The organism is Haloleucobacter albus, from assembly GCF_052492075.1.
In genome coordinates this window covers 1-21,066 of sequence record NZ_JBQWAS010000029.1, presented here as the reverse complement: position 1 = coordinate 21,066, position 21,066 = coordinate 1, and the positions used below count along the sequence as shown (strand labels likewise).

Below are 21,066 nucleotides of genomic sequence, written 5' to 3'. Positions count from 1 at the left end.
CCCGCCGGCCCGCATGACATGTGCAGAGTAGAATGCGTGGCGGGCCGAGGAAAGCTGGCCCGCCACTGCTGGGCTTTGTTTTCACGTCTGGTCAAGCGCGGAGCTCTCCGCTAGAAGGCCGGCATGCAGCAGAGCCGCGCGGGGCGCGTGAAGCGACGCCATGTTTTCTTCGTGGCGGGATATCATCCGATGAGAGCGGATGAGCATTTCCGGGTCTTCACTCGGGAATTGCAGCGTTTTGCCTCGGTGTGGTCGGTCTCGGCCCGGTGTGAGGATGCCCGGCCTATTCCCACATCCACCGGCGCGCTGTGGCATGTGCATACGCAGGGGCAGGGCTGGGAAACTGACGCGACCTTCGAGCTGCTGGCATGGGATGATCTGGTGCGGGCAGATATGGAGCGCCCGCTCTGGTCCCATTTTGCAGGCTCGGTGCGGGCGCTGGCGGATATGTTCACCAGCGGCACGCTGAAACGTTATTTCGGGGCCAGCCGCCGCTACGGGCTGTTCTTTCTCTTCACTTATCTGGCCCTGCTGGTCATCTGGGCGCTGGCCATGGGGCTGGGTTTTGTGATGGGGCATCTTTTGGCGCCATATCTGGGAACTGCGCCTGCGGCTCTGCTGGCCGGGCTTGCGGGCCTCGCCTGCGGGCTGGGGTTGATGCGTTGGCCCGGCCGGCGGCTGAGACTGCGCCAGTCTCTCGATCTGGCAGAATTCTCGGTGGATTATGCCCGCAATCGCCATCCGGCGCTGGATGCGCGGGTGCGGGCCTTTGGCCGCCGCATCGCCGAGGTCGTGAAGCAGGCTGACGCTGAAGGGCTGGATGAGGTTGTCATAGCCGGCCACAGCCTTGGCGCGATGCATCTGGTGAGCGCGGTGGCTGAAGCCCTGCGGGAAGACCCGGATTTTGGGCGCCATGTGCCGGTGCGTTTGCTGACCCTTGGCAGCACCACCATCAAGTTTGCCCTGCATCCGGCCGGGGAGCGCCTGCGCAAGGCTGCTCATGAAGTGGCGGCAGCCTCATGGATCGGTTGGCTGGAGATCCAGTCACGCGATGACATTGTGAGCTTCTACAAGGTCAATCCGGTCACATTGGCACCGGCGCAGATCATGGATCAGAACAGCGTGGTGGGGGATTTCTCGGCGCGTCCGCTGATCCGCCACACGGCCATTGAGGATATGCTGACCCCGGCCACCTACCGGCGCTTCCATTTCGATATCATGCGTCTGCATTGTCAGTGCTTTCTGGCTAATGACAAGCGCTCGACCCATGAGTTTCATGCCTATATCTGCGGCCCGGTGCGGTTTGACCGGCTGGCTGCCACAACAAGCGGCCTGATGGATTTCGTGGATGAAGCCGGTGCCTTGCGCAACGTATCGAAGGATGCTGCCAAGGGTGGAGAGTCTTCCCCCGACGTCGCGGTGTCGGGATGAGGCAAACTCCCTTTTCCGGTTGCATTGCCGCGCCAGCGCGGCTTTCTGTTCTCTTCTGCCGCCGCATGGGCATGTGTTGTCCGGCTGGCCTTGTTTCTCTCTTCAGGAATGTTTGATGAGCCTGCTTGCCATTTCGAAAATTGCCTGGGCGCTGGGTGTCGTGTGCTGGTATGTGCTGCGCATTCCCTTTCAGCGCAAAGCGCGCCGGCAGAAGGTGAAGGATGCGAGCCACCGCAATTTGCGGGATATGACGCTGCTCACCATCTCCACCTGTGGGTTGGGCATCATTCCGGGCATCTATGCGGTAACTGGCTGGCCGGCCGCTGCATCTTACCCCATTACGGGTGTGCAGGTGGTGGCGGGCATCGCAGTATTCATTGGCGCGCTTTGGCTGTTCTGGAGCACGCACAAGGCCATTGGCCGCGATTGGTCGGTGACGCTGGAAATCAAGGAGCAGCACAAGTTGGTGACGGATGGCGTCTATCGTCATGTGCGCCACCCCATGTATTCGGCCTTTTTTCTCTGGGCCGTGGCGCAGCTTCTGCTGCTGCCAAACCTGATTGCCGGCCTCGCCGGGCTGGTCGGTTTCGGCATTTTGTTCTTCTTCCGCGTGGGGCGGGAAGAGCAGATGATGCGGGAAGCCTTCGGCCCGGAATATGATGCCTATATGCAGCGCAGCAAGCGCATCATTCCCGGCATTTACTGAGCCAGAAGGCCGGCCCGTTCATCTGCGGGAGGGGGGTGATTCGACCCTCTCCCACTTGGGGTATGGAACAAACCGGGCTTTATCCACAGGGCCCGATTCGGACGCGATGCGTTCGCCTTATCTTCCCATTCAGCAATTTGCTCGGGGTGGGATCAGGGCCGGCTGTGCCAGAATGAGACAGCCGGCGGCTTTTATTCAGTCGCGCTGGTCCAGCGGGGCTGTGCCGATGGGAGCGCCATCGGCGTCGCGGGTGATGGTTTCCACCCGCGCTTCCGCCGCCTTCAGCAGAGCTTCACAGCGCGCCTTGAGGGCTTCTCCGCGCTCATAAATGGCGATGGATTGCTCCAAAGGTACATTTCCGGCTTCCAGGCTGGAGACAATCGCTTCCAGTTCCTCCAGAGCACGTTCAAAGCTCAGCGTGTTCACGTCCACGCCCTTTGCGCCGGCTTTGCCCTTCGCGGCGCCTGCTTCCATCTCGGCCATGTCGTCTCCTCTGGCTGGTTCGCCGCCACCATAGACGAGCTACGCCCCGGCCTTAAGACAGCCTGTGGAGAAAGCCGGTGCAAACGACAGCATGGCAGGCCGAGGGCCATTGGGGTGGCCCAAAGGGCGCGCCTTTGCTAGAAGCGCGCTGACATTCCCATGGAAGAATAAGATATGTCTGCCGCGGTGCCCGCGCCCAATCTCACCCAAGACCCGCGCCTTCTTGAGGAGGCGCTCGTCGCGCACTTCGACGCTGCCGGGTTCCGGCGCGTTCATCCCCCCATTCTCCAGCCGGCGGATGTGTTTCTGGATCTTTCCGGCGAATCCATCCGTCGCCGGATGTATTTCACCAGTGATGCGCAAGGCCGTGAATTGTGCCTGCGGCCGGATCTGACCATTCCGGTGGCGCGCGCCGTGCTGGAAGAGGACATGCCGCTGCCGGCTACAGTGAGCTATCTGGGGCCGGTGTTCCGTTTCCGTGGCACCGCGCCGGGCGAGTTCCTGCAAGCTGGCGTTGAATCCTTCGGTCGGCCGGATCTTGAGGCTGCCGATGCCGAGATGCTGGCACTGGGCCTTGAAGTCTGCGCCATCTACGGTCTGGATACACCAGAGATCCGGCTGGGTGATGTGGGCCTGTTCTCGGCCCTGCTGGATGCCTTGCCGCTGGCTCCGGCCCAGCGCCGTCGCCTGATGAAGGATTTCGGTCAGGGCCGGATCAGCACGGATTTCCGCCGCAAGACAAACGGGCAGGAGAGTGGACCGGCGGAGGCCCGCCATGCGGGCGTGCTCGCTGCGCTGAACGGGGCAGACCCGGAAGCCGCGCGTGCGCTGATTACCGATCTGCTCTCCATCGCCGGCATTTCCACCGTTGGTGGGCGTTCCGTCACGGAAATCGCCGAGCGTTTTCTGGAGCAGGCAGAGCTGGATGCCGGTGGTGTTTCCGATGAAGCCGCCGAAATTCTTTCGCGCTACCTCGCCATTTCCGGGGAGCCGGATGAAGCTTCAGCCCGCATGCGGGCATTGGCGCAGGAAGCGGGTATCGACCTTTCCGCCGCACTGAAGCAGTTCGATCAACGCGCCGGTTTCTTCACCGCGCTGGGGGTGGACCTGTCCGCCGTGCGCTTCTCTACGGCCTTTGGTCGCCCGCTGGATTATTACAGCGGCATGGTTTTCGAGCTGCATGATCCGGCCGGCCGGGCTGATGGGCCGCTGGTGGCCGGTGGGCGCTATGACAAGCTGCTGGGGCGGCTGGGGGCCTCGGAAACAGTGCCCGGCATTGGTCTGGCGGCCTGGCTGGAACGTCTGGCGCTTCTGGAAACTCCTGTGCAGGAAGGTGCATGATGAGCGGCCCCCTGATCCTTGCTGTGCCCTCCAAGGGGCGTCTTCAGGAGAATGTGCACGCCTATTTCGCCCGCGCCGGCATGCCGCTGAAGCAGGCACGTGGCGCGCGTGAATATCGCGGTGCGCTGGCCGGGGTGGCGAATGTGGAGGTGGCTTATCTCTCCGCATCCGAGATCGCCGGTGCACTGGCCGCTGGCACGGCTCATATCGGCGTGACGGGTGAAGACCTCGTCCGCGAGAATATTCTGGATGCGGACAGCCGCGTGACCCTTCTGGAAGCGCTGGGCTTTGGCCATGCCAATGTGGTGGTGGCCGTGCCGCAGGCCTGGATTGATGTGCGCACAATGGAGGATCTGGACGATGTGGCCAGCCATTTCCATGGTCGCACCGGGCAGCGTATCCGCGTCGCCACCAAATATGTGAATCTGACGCGGAGCTTCTTCGCCCGCCACGGCATCATTGATTACCGCATTGTGGAGAGCGCGGGCGCGACGGAAGGCACGCCCGCAGCCGGCACGGCGGAGCTGATTGTCGACATCACATCCACGGGTGCCACCCTCACCGCCAATGGGTTGAAGGTGGTGGATGATGGGGTGATGCTGAAGTCTCAGGCCAATCTCGTCGCCTCTCTCACGGCGCCGTGGGATGATATCACGCGCGCTGCGGCTTGTGATATGTTCGACAGGCTGGGGGCAGAGAAGCGGGCCCGCACCATGCGTGAGGTGCGCACACGCTGCGTCAATCTCGATACGAATCTGGTGGAAGAAGCGGTGCGCGATTATCAGTGCGTCGCTCCCTTCGGTGGGCCGACCTCTTCTGGCATGCTGACGCTGCATTGCCCGCCGGCCACGCTGCATGGGCTGACCCGTTTTCTGCGTGAGAAGGGGGCTGGCATGGTGACGGTGAGCCCGCTGGAATATGTCTTCGCTTCGGATAATCCGCTGTATGAAGCGCTGGATGCACGCCTGAACGGGCGCTGAGACCCGTGCATTTCCAGCTGGCTAGAAAGGTCGCATGTGCGTGCATGCGGCCTTTTTCGTTCTGGTGTGGGCACCCCCCTTCATGCTTCCGCCAGCAGATAATCCCGCAGCACCAGCGCCTGATTGTGCGCTTCATCCTGGGCTGAATAGAGCAGGGTGACAGGTCCGCGCTCCATATATCCCCGCAAGGTGGCGACGGCTCCGGTATTGGTCCTGAGCTCATCCAAATAGCGCTGCCGGAAAACCTCCCAGCGTTCTGGGAGATGACCAAACCATTGGCGCAGCTCAGTGCTCGGGGCGATCTCTTTCAGCCACAGCTCAAGATGCGCTTTCTCATGCGACATGCCGCGGGGCCAAACCCGATCCACCAGAATGCGGAAACCATCATCCGGCCCTGCGGGCTCATATATCCGTTTCACATGCAGCATCTTGCCGGAAGGAGCGGGCATTCCACCATTTCCTGACCTGAAGGGTCCAGCGAAGGGCAGAATAGGACATTTCTGCGGAAAAAAGCCGCGTCAAATATCCAGCAGTTCCTCATCTGCGAAGGCGGCATGTTCGGTAATGAAGCTGAAGCGGGCTTCGGGCTTGTTGCCCATCAGCCGGCTCACCAGATCCGCCGTGGCCGCCTCTTCCGCATCGGCTATGGAAACCCGTTGCAGGGTGCGGGTGAGAGGGCTCATGGTCGTTTCCTTCAACTGGGCCGGCATCATTTCGCCAAGGCCCTTGAAGCGGCCAATCTCCACCTTGCCCTTGCCTTTGAATTCCTTCTTCAGAAGCTGATCCTTGTGGGCGTCATCGCGGGCATAGAGGGTCTTGGCCCCCTGTGTGATGCGATAGAGCGGCGGCACAGCCAGATAAAGATGGCCATGCTCTATCAATTTCGGCATCTGCCGGAAGAAATAGGTGACGAGAAGGGAGGCGATGTGGGCACCATCCACATCCGCATCGGTCATGATGATGACCTTCTCGTAGCGCAGATCGGCTTCTCGATAATGGCTGAGAGTACCGCAGCCCAGCGCCTGGCCAAGGTCTGTCAGCTGCTGGTTCTGGGCCAGCTTGTCGCGTCCGGCACTGGCGACATTCAAAATCTTGCCGCGCAGAGGCAACACCGCCTGTGTCTTGCGATCCCGCGCCTGCTTGGCGGAGCCGCCGGCCGAGTCGCCCTCCACCAGAAACAGTTCTGAGCCCGTGGCGTCTGTATTGGAACAGTCGGCCAGCTTGCCGGGCAGGCGCAGCTTGCGCACGGCGGTCTTGCGGGCAACTTCCTTTTCCTGCTTGCGGCGCAGGCGTTCTTCGGCCCGGTCAATCACATGGTCCAGCAGGCGGGTGGCCTGTGCCGGATTGGCCGCGAGCCAGTGATCGAACGGGTCTCTCAGGGCGCTTTCAACAATGCGTGCGGCCTCTGTTGTGGCGAGGCGATCCTTGGTCTGGCCCTGGAATTCCGGTTCGCGCACAAAGACGGAGAGCATGGCTGAACAGCCAGCCATCACATCATCGCCGGTGATGATGCCGCCGCGCTTGCCGTGGCCGGAGCGTTCTGCATGGTCTCGCAGGCCTTTCAGCAGCACGGCGCGCAGGCCATTTTCATGGGTGCCACCATCCGGCGTGGGAATGGTGTTGCAGTAGGAATCAATGCTGCCATCGGCCCCCGCCAGCCAGGCGACGGCCCATTCCACGGAGCCATGGCCGCCCTTTTTTTGCAAACGGCCGGCAAAAATATCCGGATGCACCAGCGTGTGGCCGGTAATCTCGCTGGCGAGATAGTCCTTCAGACCATCAGGGAAGCGGAAGACGGTCTTGGCGGGAATATCGCCATCCGGCTTCAGCAGGGTTTCTTCACAATTCCAGCGGACTTCCACGCCGCCGAACAGATAGGCCTTGGAACGGGCCATGCGGAACACACGCGCCGGCTCGAACCGGGCGCTGTCGCCGAAAATTTCCGGGTCGGGGTGGAAACGCACACGGGTGCCGCGGCGGTTGTTGATGCGCCCCACCTCCTCAAGCGGGCCTTGCGGAAGACCGCGCGAGAAGGTTTGCCGGTAGAGAGTCTGGTTGCGGGCAACCTCCACCTCCAGCACATCAGAGAGCGCGTTGACCACAGAAACGCCCACGCCATGCAGGCCGCCGGAGGTTTCATAAACCTGGCTGTCGAATTTGCCGCCGGCATGCAGCGTGGTCATGATGACTTCGAGCGCTGACTTGCCGGGAAATTTCGGGTGGTCCTCAACCGGAATGCCACGGCCATTATCGGAGACGGAGAGGAAGCCATCAGCCGAGAGCTGCACCTCGATGAAGGTGGCATGGCCGGCGACAGCCTCGTCCATCGCATTGTCGATGATCTCGGCGAAGAGATGGTGCAGGGCCTTCTGATCCGTGCCGCCAATATACATGCCGGGGCGACGGCGCACGGGCTCCAGCCCCTCCAGCACCTCGATATGCGCGGCGGTATATTCGCTTGCCATGGTGGGCACGCTGACAGGCGCCTTCGATCGCGCCGGGCGGGATGAGCCGGCGGCCTTGGGGCTGGCGGATGGGGCGGCGAAAAGATCGTCGGACTCGGACATGGACCTCGAAAGCCGAATAGAAGCCTGAGCAGGCACAACAGCAGCCTTTCCGGCCATGCCGGAGAGTGCCATTCCACTTCTGCCATGTGACCCTTAACAAGTGAAACTTAACAAGGGCCAGCAGGCGGAGGGAATCTGTGCCTGAAAGCACCATTTTGGCATGAAAGCTCTCTCAGGCCGAGTCTCATGCGGAACAAAAAGAAAACAAATTCTGGGTCAGTTGGCGGGCAGAACTGGAACTGGCCTGCGGCTTGTGCTTTCGTCTGGTGTGGGAAGAGTGTAGATAGCCTTACCCGGCGCAGATACGCTGACGCGCGCCGGAGGAGAATGGAGAGAGGACAATGGCTGAAGCAAAGGCGAAAATCGCGGTTCTAGGCGCTTCCGGTTACACCGGCGCCGAACTGGTGCGCCTGCTGCTGCGCCATCCGCGAGTGGAGCTTGTTGCGCTGACGGCGGACCGGAAGGCCGGTCTGTCCATGGCAGAGGTCTTTCCCCAGTTTGCTCCCTATGATCTGCCCCGGCTGACCACCATTGATGAGGTGGATTATTCCGGCATTGATCTGGTGTTCTGCGCTTTGCCCCATGGCACCACGCAGCAGGTTATCCAGAAACTTCTGGCAACTTACCCGAAGCTCAGGATCGTGGATCTTTCGGCCGATTTCCGGCTGAAGGATCCGGGGGCCTATGAGCAGTGGTATGGCCACCCCCATGCGGCGCTGGAATTGCAGAAGGAAGCAGCCTTCGGGCTGGTGGAGATCTACCGGGAAGATATTCGCAAGGCGCGCCTTGTGGCCAATCCGGGCTGCCACACCACCACGTCCATTCTGCCAGTGGTGCCGCTGCTGGAAGCCGGTGCGATCGACCCGGAAACCATCGTGGTGGATTCCAAGACGGGCATGTCCGGGGCAGGGCGTGCGGCGAAGGAGGCCATGCTGTTCTCCGAGGTTTCGGAGGGCATTCATGCCTATTCCGCCAGCGGCCACAGGCATATGGGTGAGCTGGACCAGGAATATTCCAAGGCGGCCGGGCGGCCGGTTACGCCCATGTTCGTGCCCCATCTGGTGCCGATGAACAGGGGTATTTATGCCAGCATCTATGTGCGCACCACGGGTGGCACGGCTGAAGACCTGCATGGCGTGCTGGCCAGCTTCTACAAGAATGAGCCTTTCGTGCATGTGCTGCCCATGGGGCAGGTGCCGCAGTCGCGCCACGTGCGCGGTTCCAACATGGTGTTTCTCGGTGTGGTGGCAGACCGGGTGCCGGGCCGGGCCATCGTCTTTTCCACCATCGACAATCTGGTGAAGGGCGCATCCGGGCAGGCGGTGCAGAACATGAACCTGGTGCTGGGCTTTGCGGAAACGGATGGCTTGCAGCAAGTGGCGCTGATGCCCTGAGGCATCTGCCTTTCCAGTCTGGAACAGAAAAGGGCGCTCCCATGGGGCGCCCTTTTTTATTGCCTGTGCCGCGAGGCTGTGGAGCCCCTCTTCCGCATCAGGAGGTGCGGGAGAGGGGCGTCGCCTCAGCGGGCGACGATATCATAGGTGATGCGGCGGTTATGGGCCCGGCCTTCCGGTGTGTCATTGGTATCCACCGGGTTGGCATTGCCATAGCCGGTGGCGGAAATGTCGTCCGCCGGGAGGCCCGCTTCGATCATGATGGCCTTCACAGCATCTGCCCGCTGCTGCGAGAGCTGCTGGTTCATGCCATCTTCGCCAACATTGTCGGTGTAGCCTTCAATGATGATCTGTGCGCCATTGGGCAGAGCCTTGATAAGCTGCGCAGCTTTCAGAATCACCTCATGCCCGCTGGCCGGCACCGTGGCGCTACCGGTCTCGAACTCGATGGCGACGCGGTTCAGCGTGTTGGCCACATCATTGCCTGCATAGCCGGATTGAAGGGCGTTCAGCGCATTCATGGCGTTTTCAGCAGAAAGACGCGGGGTGGCGAGGTCCGGCAGCTTCACCTGGGCATCGGTGCCCAGCAGTGCCTTCAGCTTTTCCACCAATGCCGTCTGATCCACACCCGGCAGCAGGGAGCGGATATTCAGATCCGGTCCATTGAAGCTGATATTGAAGCCGGGGCTCTTCAGCAGGCCGAGAATTTCGCCCAGCTTGGAGAGCCAGCCCGGCGTCTGATAGCGCGGGTCCACTCGCAGGTCACCGGAGAGATTGTTTGCACCGAAAATCTGCGCCAGCGTGGCCTTGACGGAATCCGCATCAGCCGTGGTGGGCACGGAACCACGATAGAGGATCTTGTCTCCCAGAGCGCGCAGGGAGAGACGGGCAGGGCGGTCGGCAGCCGGCTGCACGGTCGAGGGCAGGGTGATGGAGCCGGATGCGAAGGACTGGCGCAGCGCAGCCAGAAGGGCTGCCCGGTCCGTACCCGCAGGTAGCGTATTGACCTTGAGATTGTTGCCATCAAAGCCCGCGTCAAGGCCGGGCATTTTCAGGGAGGCCAATTCGGCATCAAGGTTGGGTAGCCAGGGGGCATTGGTCGCCTGCGGGTTCACCTTGATGTCTCCGCGAATGGCATCCGCTCCAAACATGTTTTCAAGCGCGGCGAGCACCCGTTCACGGGTGTCGTCATCGGCGACAACACCACTATAGGTGAGAACGCCATTGTCTTCTTTCAGGGTGAGCTGCGCTGGAAGAATGGTGATGTTTTCAGCCGCAGCCTCTTCAGTGCCGGGGGTGGTTTCATGAGGTGCGGCCCCATCTGTGGGGGGCTCATGAGTAGGGGCGCCATGCGCGGGCATTCCGTGCGCGGGTGCCGTTTCAGCCGCAGGTTCCGCCGCGTCCGATGAGGTGGGTAGAGATTGCCAGGGCGTCAGCCAGGCCAACGCGCCCAGCATGGCGGAGAAGACGATGCCGCGCGCCAGCCAGTCTCCCATCTTGGAGGGCACGAAGGCGTCGGCGGGCAGGCCGGCCGGCATTCCAGCTCTATTCAGAAATTGCCGGGCGGTATCCGGCAGGGTTGCGGGGAGCAGACCATGATCCGTCACAAGCCCCAGAAGCTTCGGCAGGGCATAACCCAGAGCATTGCCAGCCTGCTGGGCCGCATTGCCCAGAAGCGGAGCCAGAGAGGAGATGGCGACGCTGCCCATCACCTTGCCTGCGCCCTCGGCGTCCAGGCCGGGGGTGGAAAGATTGGCCCAGCTTTCCGGTTCACCGGAAAGGCCGGCGGCCTTCACCTGTTCCACCACCCCAGCCAGCCCTTGCGGTGCCTGCTCGAGAAAACCAAGCGCCGCTCGGATGACGGCTTCTGCCTGGGTGGCGCTGAGGCCGAATTTCTGGCTGATCTGAGCGATAAGTGAAGAGAACATACGCTGCCCCTCAATGCGATGGCGCGGTGTCGCCGGCCATCTGCTCCTGATGTGCGGTGCCCGGATGGAGGGTGGCTCGCAGCCCGCTCTTATCCCCTATCCGGTACATGACGCTTTCTGGCTTATAGACGTTTCAACGTAAAGTGGGCACCAGCTCTGGGCCCGAAGAGAGCGGAAATGAGGGCAATTTCCTTGGGCATTGAGGCATCAGGCCGGTTCCGCCACATCCTTCAGGCGCAGGGCGACCTGTGTTTCGCCGCGCCAGCTGTCCAGCTCCAGAGAACCTGCCACATGGAGGGGCCGCCCACGCCCATGCAGCAGGGCCTGCCCCAGCGGGTCCTGCGCGCAGCGGAAGGCGATGGCCTTCAGGCTGGTGCCGTCGGGTGAGGTGATGCGGGCTCGCACATGTCCGGCCCCGAAACTTTCCGCATAGCTGATGCGATGGTTGGGGAAGGCGAAGACGGGCTCTGGATTGCCGGCCCCGAATGGTCCGGCGCGCATGATGGTTTCCACCAGGGTGGGTTTGGCGGCGGTGGCTGTCAGCGCGCCATCAAGGCTCATGGCCCCTTCTGCACGGGCGCGTTCCACATCTGCCGCCAGCCGGTTTTCAAAATGGGCGCGCAGATCGCCGAGGCGGGCCTTTTCCACCGTTAGTCCGGCAGCCATGGCGTGCCCACCGCCCTTGAGCAGAAGCCCGCTATCCACAGCCTCCCGTACGGCCCGGCCCAGATCCACACCCGGAATGGAGCGCCCGGAGCCGGTGCCGGTTTCCCCCGTCATGGCTATGGCGAAGGCCGGGCGCTGGAAGCGCTCCTTCAGGCGGGAAGCCACAAGGCCGACCACACCGGGATGCCAGCCCGCACCGCTGACCACCACGACAGAGGCTGAATCACCCTGACCCATGGCCATGTCGGCTTCGGCCTCGGCGGCGGCCACGATGTTGCGTTCCACCTCCTGTCGCTCGGCATTAAGCCGGTCCAGCTCGGTGGCAATGGTTTGGGCTTCGATGGTGTCTTGGGTCAGCAGCAGGCGCGCCCCCAATGTGGCATCGCCGATGCGACCACCGGCATTGATGCGAGGGCCGAGAAGAAACCCCAGATGGAAGGGGCGGGGTGGTCCATCCAGCCGCGCCACATCCATCAGTGCCGTCAGGCCCATGCGGCGGCGCTGGCGCAGGGCCAGAAGCCCCTTGGTGACAAAGGCCCGGTTGAGTCCGCGCAGCGGCACCACATCCGCCACCGTGGCCAGAGCCACCAGATCCAGCGCGGCCAGAAGGTCCGGCGCCGGACGGACGGTTGTGAAATGCCCACGCTGGCGCAGCTCGCGCAGCAGGCCCACCATGGTGACGAAGGTGATGCCCGCCGCACACAGATGCCCGAGGCCGGAGAGGTCATCCTCCCGGTTCGGGTTCACGATGGCGCAGGCTTCCGGTAATGCCTCATTTGCCTGGTGATGATCCAGAACAAGCACATCCATGCCAAGACGGCGGGCCACGGCCAGCGGCTCGGTTGAGGTGGTGCCACAATCCACCGTCACCAGCAGGCGCACGCCCTGTGCGGCAAGCTGCTCGATGGCCGGTACATTGGGGCCGTAGCCCTCGAAGATACGATCTGGAATATGGAAGAGCGGGTCCAGTCCGCAGGCACGCAAAATACCCACCAGAAGCGCCGTGGAGCAGGCGCCATCCACATCATAATCCCCGAAGACGGCGACCTTCTCTCCGCGTTGTACGGCATCAGCCAGCCGGTTCACGGCGGCGGCCATGTCCGTCAGCGTATCCGGGTCTGGCAGCAAAGCGCGGATGGTGGGATCGAGATAGGCCTCCACATCCTCCAGCGGAACCTCCCGTGCGGCCAGCACGCGGGCCAGCAGCTCGCTGATGCCATAGCGCTGCACCATGGCCAGGCTGGTTTGCGCCCCGCGCACATCCAGCCGCTCGCGCCAGGCGCGCCCGGTGACAGAATGGGAGACATTGAGGAAGTGGCGTTTTATCGGCTGAGCAATCACGGTTGTCTATCTAGCCGCTGAGGGGCCTGTGCGTCGAGAGATGGTCTGTCACAGGCTGCGTAGCAGCCCCAGAACGGCAAAGCCTATGACCAAGGATATCAGCGTGACCGCACCGAGGCGAAAAGCAAAGGTGCGGGTGCCGGCCGCAGCTGCAAAACCTGCTCGTCCCAGCGCATTCATGCTGATGGCGATGAGGATGCAAAGGGCTGCGCCTTCTTCAGAAATCCCATTTCCGGCCAAGCGCGCCGCATTCAGTGAAGGCACATCCACATCCACAATGCCGGCGACGGCGCTGACCAGATAGAGGCTTTGCGGCCCTACTGTCTGAATCAGAAATCCGCTGAAAGCCGAAACAGCACCAAACATGCCAGCGAATGCCATGAGCGGCACGAGGTCGAATGGATTGCCGAGATTCGTTTCACCCCGCGCCTGTGTTCCGTGGTGCATGAGTAAAGCGCCCGAAAGGCCGAAAGAGGCAGCTGCCGCAACCACTGGCGGGCCCAGAGGTGAAAGCAAGCCCGGAGCCACCACGGCGCAGATCACCAATACTCGCAAAAGGGAAATCATGGCCGCAAGAGCTGCGCCGCCAGCCAGAAGGCCGGGCGCTTCTCCACCCTGGGAGCGGCGCGCAAAGGCGATGGTGACCGCTGTTGAGGAGACCATCGCTCCACCCAGCGCGCTGAACAGGATGCCTCTTTCCGGGCCGGCGACCTTCACCGCCACATACCCGGCAAAGGAGATGCTGGCAGTCAGCACCATGAACAGCCAGATTTGCCGGGGATTGATGCTGTTCCATGGATCAAGAGTGTGGTTGGGTAGCAGAGGCAACACAATCACCGTCATGCCCAGCAGCAACAGGGCCGAACGCAATTCCGGCCAGGTGATGTGGCGAACAGCCTGATGCAACATACCCCGCGCCGCCAGAAGGCCGGTTGTCGCGATGCCGGCTGCCGCGGCCACGGAAACATTGCCCAGTACAGCCAGTGCTCCCAGTGCGAACACCAGCAGGGCGGCCATCAGGCTGGTGAGGGAATAGTCATTATCCTGCACCATTTCGCGATACTTGAAGAAGGCAAACAGGGCTGCATAGACAACCCCGGCGACCACAAGCGGTACAGGCGTTTCAAGCGCTTGTGTCAGCAAGGCGGAAACGCCACCGAAAAGCCCGCACAGCGCATAGGTGCGGATGCCGGCAGTGCGGCTGCCTGCGGGTTCTTTCCGTTCACGCCAGCCGCGTTCCACACCCACCAGCAGACCAATGGCCAGGGAAATGGCGAGCCGGAAGATCAGATTTTCCATAAGGCGGCTCCCTGCCTGCTGAGGCGATCATGCCTGCGGAACAGACATTACGGCTTTTCTGGCAGAGGAGCACGTATTTGCCGGTGCGGCTTGTCCATGATTTACCCATGATCTGCGCTCTGGTGCAGCCCCGGAGAGGGGCTCCTCAGCGTGCAAACCGGGCCCGCGACTCAGAAATGGAATTTGCGGAAATCGCGATGCTCGGTAGCGATGCGCCGCACGGTGCCCGTGGAGGCCCGCAACACCATGGTGTCTGTCTTGATGACATCGCGGCCGAAACGCACTCCGCCCAGTAGCGCGCCATCCGTCACGCCAGTTGCGGCCACGATGCAATCTGCCTGGACCATATCGGCCAGCGTATAGGTGCGGTTGAAATCCGTAATGCCAAGCGCGCGGGCCTGCTGGCGCTTGTCTTCATTGTCGATCACCAGCCGGCCTTCCATCTGCCCGCCAATGCAGCGCAACGCCGCAGCGGCCAGCACACCTTCGGCAGCACCGCCAAGGCCGAGATAAATATCAATTCCGCTCTCATGTGGATTGGCTGTCTGGATGACACCGGCCACATCGCCATCCGAGATCAGTTTCACGGCGGCGCCTGTCTTGCGCACGGCCTCCACCAGTTCTGCGTGGCGGGGGCGATCCAGAATCAGCACCGTGATTTCTGATGGGGGAACGCCGCGCGCCTCGGAAAGCGCCTGCACATTTTTCTCGGGCGGGCAGGAGAGGGAAACAATGCCTTCCGGATAGCCGGGGCCAATGGCCAGCTTTTCCATATACACCTGCGGCACCTTCAACAGTGAGCCGCGCTCGGCCACGGCCACCAGAGAAATGGAGCCTTCCAGATTCTTGGCGCACAGGGTGGTGCCTTCCAGAGCATCCACGGCGACATCCACAGTATCGCCGCCGGAGCCAACTTCCTCGCCCACAAAAAGATGTTCAACCTCACCTTCCGCGCCTTCGCCCACCACAACGATGCCGGAAATCGAGGTGCGCATCAGTTCACGATAACAAATGCCGGATGCCGCAATATCAGCTGCCTGCTCATCACCGCGCCCGCGCAGCCGCGCGGCGGCCACGGCTGAACGCTCGGTAATCTGCGCAAGCTCAAGGGCCAGCCGCCGATCAAGAGACTGGAGCATCCGGTTGTCGCTCATACTTATCAATCCTTCTCGATGCGGATCACCTGAGGCAGGGAGGCCACGACGCCATCGGCCTCAATGGCGGCAATAGCGCGACGCACAGCCTGCTCTGTCGTGGCATAGGTGATGAGAATGACCCGCGCTGTCGCATGCACCTTGTTGCCCGCGCCTTCTGCCGGGCGATGCTGAACGATGGATTCAAGCGAGATATTTTCTTCCGCCATGTGCCGGGCAATGGTGGCGGCCGTGCCGGGGCGGTTGGTGACGGTGAGGCGGATATAATAGCCGCCCTCATGGCGCTGTATGGCTGCGCGGGAGGGTTTCTCCAGCTCGCTGACAGGCTTGCCGAAGGTGAAGCAGGCATTACCCCGCGCCACATCCGCCAGATCGCCCACCACAGCGGCGGCCGTGGCATCGCCACCGGCGCCGGGGCCGACAAGGGTCAGGTCCACAGCATCACCATCAATGGCGACGGCATTGGTGACATCGGAAACACGGGCGAGAGGCCAGTGCTTGGGCACCATGGTGGGGTGCACGCGCTGCTCGATGCCAGTTTCCGTACGCTGGGCCACGCCCAGCAGCTTCACCTTGTAGCCAAGGTCATCTGCTGCCTCGAGATCCTCCAGCGTGAGCTGACGAATGCCTTCCACATAAAGGGATTTGGAATCCACCTGTGTGCCGAAGGCCAGGGAGGTGAGAATGGCCAGCTTGTGGGCCGTATCGAAGCCATCAATATCGAAGCTGGGGTCAGCCTCGGCATAACCCAGGCGCTGGGCGGCGGCGAGGCAGTCATCAAAGGTAATGCGCTCGTCCAGCATGCGGGTGAGGATATAGTTGCAGGTGCCGTTGAGAATGCCCGACACACGTTCCAGCTGGTTGCCAACCAGTGATTCGCGCAGGGTTTTCACCACCGGAATGCCGCCAGCCACAGCCGCCTCGAAATGAAGGCTTGCCCCGGAAGCCTCGGCCCGGATGGCCAGATCCAGACCACAATCGGCCAGAAGCGCCTTGTTGGCGGTGACGACCGGACAGCCGGCATCCAGAGCTGCGCAAACTGCGGCCTTGGCAGGGTCTCCCGCGCCGCCCATCAGCTCCACGAATACATCAATATCCGGGTCCTGCGCGAGCGCGACAGGGTCATCATACCAACGCATGGCGGAGAGATCGACGCCGCGATCACGGTGACGGTCACGGGCGGCGACGGCCACAACCTTGATGTCCCGGCCCGTGCGCGCTGCCAGTTCGTTGGAACGGCGCTCAAGCATGCGGATGACAGCAGCGCCAACGGTGCCAAGGCCCGCGAGGCCTACTTTCAGATCATTCATGAAACGAACCGACTTTTTCCGACTGGTCAGACATTGACGCCGCCTTCACGAAGACAACGCCTAGGGAGGGACATGGCTCGCATTGTTGCCAGCCCATGCGTGGAAGAGGCCCGTTGCAGATGGGCAAGATGCCGCGCCTGCAACTGGCAGAAGACAGGCAAGGCCGGCGCGCAAAGAAAGGCCGGCGCCGGCCCTGTGCAATTATTCTGAAGGGTTCATGGCCAGCACATTGTGAAGCGCGGGCGCATCATGCTCGAAGAAGCGGCGAATGTTGCGCGCTGCCTGACGGATGCGCTGTTCATTTTCCACTACGGCAATGCGCACAAAGCCTTCGCCATGCTCACCAAAGCCGACGCCAGGGGCCACGGCCACCTCGGCCTTCTCGATCAGCAGCTTGGCAAATTCCACGGAACCCATCTCACGGAAGGGCTCGGGAATCGGGGCCCAGGCGAACATGGAAGCCTTTGGCGTGGGGATATCCCAACCTGACCGGCCAAAGCTGTCCACCAGTGCATCGCGGCGCTTCTTGTAGGTTTCGCGCATTTCCGAGACATAATCCTGCGGGCCGTTCAGCGCTGCGGTGGCCGCCACCTGAATGGGCGTGAAGGCGCCATAATCCAGATAGGATTTGACCCGCGCCAGCGCTGCAATCAGGCGTTCATTGCCCACGGCGAAGCCCATGCGCCAGCCGGCCATGGAATAGGTCTTGGACATGGAGGTGAACTCCACCGTCACATCCATGGCACCAGGCACTTGCAGCACGGAAGGGGGCGGATTGTCGTCAAAATAGAGTTCGGCATAGGCGAGATCAGAGAGAATGATCAGCTCATGCTTCTTCGCGAAGGCGACAACATCCTTGTAAAACTCAAGATCCGCCACGCAGGCTGTGGGGTTTGAGGGGTAACACAGCACCACAGCCAGAGGCTTGGGAATGGAGTGCTTCACCGCTCTTTCCATCGCGTGGAAAAATTCTGGCCCCGGTTCCACAGGCACGGAGCGGATGACGCCGCCCGCCATGAGAAAGCCGAAGGCATGGATGGGATAGGACGGATCGGGCGCGAGAATCACATCACCGGGTGCGGTGATGGCCTGCGCCATATTGGCGAAGCCTTCCTTGGAGCCCAGCGTGGCGACAACCTGAGTATCCGGGTTCAGCTTCACGCCGAAGCGGCGCTCATAATAGGCCGCCTGTGCCCGACGCAGACCGGGAATGCCTTTGGATGCAGAGTAGCGGTCCGTGCGGGGCTTGCCGATGGTTTCCTTCACCTTCTCAAGCACATGGTCCGGCGCCTGCAAGTCAGGGTTGCCCATGCCGAGATCAATGATATCCACACCTGCATTACGGGCTGCGGCCTTCACACGGTTCACTTGCTCGAACACGTAAGGCGGCAGCCGGCGAATGCGGTGGAAATCGGTCGTCATCTTCTAGGCTCCAAGGCCGCGCGTATGACATTTCTGGCGCGGGGTCGGTCTTTTTAACACTGATCTTCAATTCGGAAAGCACTGAATGCGCTCTGTAGGGCTGGAGAGGCTGTAAAATCCTCAGTAAGTCCCCGCATTGGCTGCGCTTTCTGCCTCAAGGCGGCTTTCGATGCTGCGCCCGTTGTCTTTGCCGGAACGCGCCAGCTCCCGTTCAAGAGCCACACGTTGTTGGGGCTTCAGAACGGTACGACCTGTACTCTCGGTTGTGCCGACAGTAGGGTATTGGTCGTGTTCCACATTGGCCACATTCGGATGTGCAGGAGGCAATGGCAGGGAAAGACGGTCCTCGCCAGAGCAGGCAGCCAGGCAGGACAGGGCCAGAACGGCCAAGGCCCCCTTCCATGCCGCCGCGGTGAAACGCGGTGCGGAAAAAGTTGGGGTACTGTTCGTGTCGGGTCGCATGGAGGACATGGACTGTCACTTATCCCTGAAAGAAGAAGCGGACACCTCGTATTTGTGCGAGGCTCGCTCCAGGCCGGTTCGCCCGTTAATATGCGCAAATCAGGACGCGTGAAACAAGGCGAACCGGATTTTATGCAAATGCGGTGCGTGTGAAGGGGTTGGGGAATGGCGCCGAATGAGCAGAAACCAGAAAATACTGGCTCCAGCGGTGGGGGGATTTCCGATGTCGCAAGAGAAGAGGGACTGAGCGTCCAGGGGACTGCGACTGGCGCGATGGGTGCGCAGGCTGCCGGCAAGAGCGCCGGCAACACAGGCGCAGGGGCCAAGGGTGCCGGTCGCGGCGGGGCCGGGCAGGAAGACGACCGTCAGCTGAATGTGGAAACTCTGGCCCACAATCTGGCACAGCTTGTGGAAGAGGGTGGCAAGGCCATGGCCGCCTATCTGGCCCCGCGTGAGGCGGGCCAGAAAAAGGACGACATGAGCGATGACATCGCTGACGCGCTGAAGACATTCAGCCAGGTGGCGGAATACTGGATGGGGGACCCCCAGCGCACGGTGGAGGCCCAGACCCGGCTGATGACGGACTATATGTCCATCTGGTCCAACTCGCTGAAGAAGATCTCCGGCGAGAATGTATCCCCCGTGGCTGCGCCAGAGCCGAAGGATGGGCGCTTCAAGGATGATGGCTGGAACGTCAGCCCCTTCTTTGATGCCCTGAAGCAGACCTATCTGGTCACATCCAACTGGGCGGAAGACATGGTGAAGGAGGCCGAGGGCCTTGATCCCCATGTAAAGCACAAGGCCGAGTTTCTGGTAAAGCAGGTCTCGAACGCCATCGCGCCGTCCAATTTCGTGCTGACCAACCCGGAACTGATCCGTGAAACTCTGAGCTCTTCGGGCGAAAATCTCGTGAAGGGCATGCAGAATTTCACCGAAGACCTGAAGGAAGGGAAGGGCGATCTCAAGATTCGCCAGACCGATATTCGGGCTTTCGAGGTGGGGCGCAATCTGGCGACAACGCCCGGCAAGGTGGTGTTCGAGAATGAGCTGATGCAGCTCATTCAATATGAGCCCACAACGCCGACGGTGAAAAAGACGCCGGTGCTGATTTCACCGCCATGGATCAACAAATACTACATTCTGGACCTGACGGCCGAGAAATCCCTCATCAAGTGGCTGGTGGGGCAGGGGCTCACGGTTTTCGTCATTTCCTGGGTCAACCCGGATGCGCGCCTCGCCGAAAAAAGTTTCGGCGATTATATGCGCGACGGCATCATGAAGGCTCTGGACGTCGTGGCCCTGGCCTCTGGCGAGCGGCAGGTGCACGCCGTGGGTTACTGCATCGGCGGCACGTTGCTGTCGATCACACTGGCCTATATGGCCGCCACGGGTGATGATCGTATCGTCTCCGCCACCTTCCTGACCACGCAGATCGACTTCACGTATGCGGGCGATCTGAAGGTGTTCGTGGATGAGGGGCAGATTTCCGCTCTGGAACGCAAGATGAAGGCGGCTGGGTATCTGGAGGGCAGCCAGATGGCGCGGTCCTTCAACCTGCTGCGCTCGAATGATCTGATCTGGCCTTATGTGGTGAACAACTACATGAAGGGCAAATCGCCATTCCCGTTCGATCTGCTGTACTGGAATTCCGATTCCACGCGGATGCCGGCGGCCGGGCACTCCTTCTATCTGCGCAACTGCTATCTCACCAACAGCATCTCCAAGGGTGAAACCGAGATTGGCGGTATCCGTATTGATATCAGCAAGGTGCAGGTGCCTGTCTATTCGCTGGCCACGCGGGAAGATCATATCGCCCCGCCGAAGTCGGTGTATGTCGGCGCCAGCCTCATGTCCGGGCCGCTGCGCTATGTGATGGCCGGTTCCGGCCATATTGCCGGCGTGGTCAATCCGCCTGCGCGGAACAAGTATCAGTATTGGAGTGATGGACCGGCGGGTGCGCCCTTCGAGGACTGGGTGGCCGGTGCGCAGGAGCATGCCGGTTCCTGGTGGCCGGATTGGTATCAGTGGTTCTCCAATCTGCACCCTGAAGAGGTGGATGCACGCCCGGTGGGCGGTGGTCGGTTGACGCCGATCGAAGATGCGCCGGGGCGTTATGTGAAGGTAAAGTCCTGACCGCACAACGCAAAGCGTCTGAAAAAGCCATGAAAGCAGAAGACCCGGCCTCCAAAGGGCCGGGTCTTTTCATGTTCCCACCCATGGGTGTTGAGAGGGTGGGGGAGCTGCCAGAGATCATCAGCACTGGTCGCGATCATGTGTATGCGCATATTCTGAGACACATGATTCCTGCCGGCAGATGGCCGGCTGCACATTTTCCGGGGCCATTTTCGGCGTGATGGTCCGGGGCCCTGCTTCCTGCCGATATGTCTGAGCCGATGTCTGCCCGTCTGAAAATTGATCCGTTCCTGCCGGCGCTTGTCGCTGTGGTTCTTCTCGCCCTGCTGTGGCCGCAGCTTGGTGTCTCCGGTGGCCCTCTGCATGCGGACAAGGCCGCCAGCTGGGGCATCGCCATTGTCTTCTTCCTCTATGGCGTCTCCCTCTCCACCCGCAAGCTGGTGGAAAGC

At 61.7% G+C, this 21,066-nt stretch carries 17 protein-coding genes; 7 read left to right on the top strand and 10 right to left on the bottom strand.

Annotation, left to right across the window (positions count from 1 at the left end; all coding sequences use genetic code 11):
- Positions 1–123 precede the first annotated feature (123 nt).
- Both ACT6QH_RS12615 and ACT6QH_RS12610 read left to right on the top strand, forming a co-directional pair.
- Positions 124–1,431 (top strand): hypothetical protein, encoded by a 1,308-nt coding sequence (locus tag ACT6QH_RS12615; protein WP_444975174.1) that lies wholly within the window; start codon positions 124–126, stop codon positions 1,429–1,431.
- A gap of 115 nt (positions 1,432–1,546) precedes the next feature.
- Positions 1,547–2,137, top strand: a complete 591-nt coding sequence (locus ACT6QH_RS12610; protein WP_444975173.1) for a protein-S-isoprenylcysteine O-methyltransferase — start codon at positions 1,547–1,549, stop codon at positions 2,135–2,137.
- A 195-nt stretch (positions 2,138–2,332) separates the two neighbouring features.
- Here ACT6QH_RS12610 and ACT6QH_RS12605 read toward each other — a convergent pair whose 3' ends face one another.
- Complete coding sequence (locus tag ACT6QH_RS12605; RefSeq protein WP_444975354.1) at positions 2,333–2,611, bottom strand: exodeoxyribonuclease VII small subunit; 279 nt, start codon at positions 2,609–2,611, stop codon at positions 2,333–2,335.
- A gap of 183 nt (positions 2,612–2,794) precedes the next feature.
- On the opposite strand from ACT6QH_RS12605, the gene ACT6QH_RS12600 reads away from it, so the two are divergent.
- Both ACT6QH_RS12600 and hisG read left to right on the top strand, forming a co-directional pair.
- A complete protein-coding gene (locus ACT6QH_RS12600; RefSeq protein WP_444975172.1) occupies positions 2,795–3,961 on the top strand; it encodes an ATP phosphoribosyltransferase regulatory subunit in 1,167 nt (388 codons plus the stop codon).
- Entirely contained in the window at positions 3,961–4,941 is a 981-nt protein-coding gene (gene hisG / locus ACT6QH_RS12595; RefSeq protein WP_444975353.1) for an ATP phosphoribosyltransferase, read from the top strand. Before ACT6QH_RS12600 ends, hisG begins: the two co-directional genes overlap by 1 nt.
- Positions 4,942–5,021: 80 nt before the next feature.
- Here hisG and ACT6QH_RS12590 read toward each other — a convergent pair whose 3' ends face one another.
- Positions 5,022–5,390 (bottom strand): DUF488 domain-containing protein, encoded by a 369-nt coding sequence (locus ACT6QH_RS12590; RefSeq protein WP_444975171.1) that lies wholly within the window; start codon positions 5,388–5,390, stop codon positions 5,022–5,024.
- Between the two features lie 69 nt (positions 5,391–5,459).
- Positions 5,460–7,508, bottom strand: a complete 2,049-nt coding sequence (parE, locus tag ACT6QH_RS12585) for a DNA topoisomerase IV subunit B (protein ID WP_444975170.1) — start codon at positions 7,506–7,508, stop codon at positions 5,460–5,462.
- A gap of 341 nt (positions 7,509–7,849) precedes the next feature.
- On the opposite strand from parE, the gene argC reads away from it, so the two are divergent.
- Positions 7,850–8,902, top strand: a complete 1,053-nt coding sequence (gene argC / locus ACT6QH_RS12580; RefSeq protein ID WP_444975169.1) for an N-acetyl-gamma-glutamyl-phosphate reductase — start codon at positions 7,850–7,852, stop codon at positions 8,900–8,902.
- A gap of 125 nt (positions 8,903–9,027) precedes the next feature.
- On the opposite strand, the gene ACT6QH_RS12575 is transcribed toward argC, so the two are convergent.
- The 7 genes from ACT6QH_RS12575 to ACT6QH_RS12545 form a co-directional block, all read right to left on the bottom strand.
- Complete coding sequence (locus ACT6QH_RS12575) at positions 9,028–10,830, bottom strand: OmpA family protein (RefSeq protein WP_444975168.1); 1,803 nt, start codon at positions 10,828–10,830, stop codon at positions 9,028–9,030.
- 207 nt (positions 10,831–11,037) lie between these two features.
- Positions 11,038–12,837, bottom strand: coding sequence for a single-stranded-DNA-specific exonuclease RecJ (gene recJ, locus ACT6QH_RS12570; RefSeq protein WP_444975167.1), 1,800 nt, complete (start codon positions 12,835–12,837; stop codon positions 11,038–11,040).
- A gap of 48 nt (positions 12,838–12,885) precedes the next feature.
- Entirely contained in the window at positions 12,886–14,136 is a 1,251-nt protein-coding gene (locus ACT6QH_RS12565) for an MgtC/SapB family protein (protein ID WP_444975166.1), read from the bottom strand.
- A 170-nt stretch (positions 14,137–14,306) separates the two neighbouring features.
- Positions 14,307–15,290 carry a class II fructose-bisphosphatase family protein gene (locus tag ACT6QH_RS12560; protein WP_444975165.1) on the bottom strand — a complete coding sequence of 328 codons (984 nt, stop codon included), beginning with the start codon at positions 15,288–15,290 and terminating at the stop codon, positions 14,307–14,309.
- 5 nt (positions 15,291–15,295) lie between these two features.
- The gene (locus ACT6QH_RS12555) at positions 15,296–16,600 is read right to left on the bottom strand and encodes a homoserine dehydrogenase (RefSeq protein WP_444975164.1); all 1,305 of its coding nucleotides are present in this window, start codon (positions 16,598–16,600) and stop codon (positions 15,296–15,298) included.
- A 201-nt stretch (positions 16,601–16,801) separates the two neighbouring features.
- Positions 16,802–18,022 carry an LL-diaminopimelate aminotransferase gene (locus ACT6QH_RS12550; protein WP_444975163.1) on the bottom strand — a complete coding sequence of 407 codons (1,221 nt, stop codon included), beginning with the start codon at positions 18,020–18,022 and terminating at the stop codon, positions 16,802–16,804.
- Positions 18,023–18,142: 120 nt separating this feature from the next.
- Positions 18,143–18,412: a hypothetical protein gene (locus ACT6QH_RS12545; RefSeq protein WP_444975162.1), complete on the bottom strand. Its 270-nt coding sequence runs from the start codon at positions 18,410–18,412 to the stop codon at positions 18,143–18,145.
- Positions 18,413–18,913: 501 nt separating this feature from the next.
- Between ACT6QH_RS12545 and phaC the strand changes: the two genes are divergently transcribed.
- Both phaC and ACT6QH_RS12535 read left to right on the top strand, forming a co-directional pair.
- Positions 18,914–20,617 (top strand): class I poly(R)-hydroxyalkanoic acid synthase, encoded by a 1,704-nt coding sequence (gene phaC, locus ACT6QH_RS12540; RefSeq protein ID WP_444975352.1) that lies wholly within the window; start codon positions 18,914–18,916, stop codon positions 20,615–20,617.
- Between the two features lie 260 nt (positions 20,618–20,877).
- The coding region (locus ACT6QH_RS12535) for a bile acid:sodium symporter (RefSeq protein ID WP_444974682.1) at positions 20,878–21,066 on the top strand (189 nt) is incomplete at its 3' end.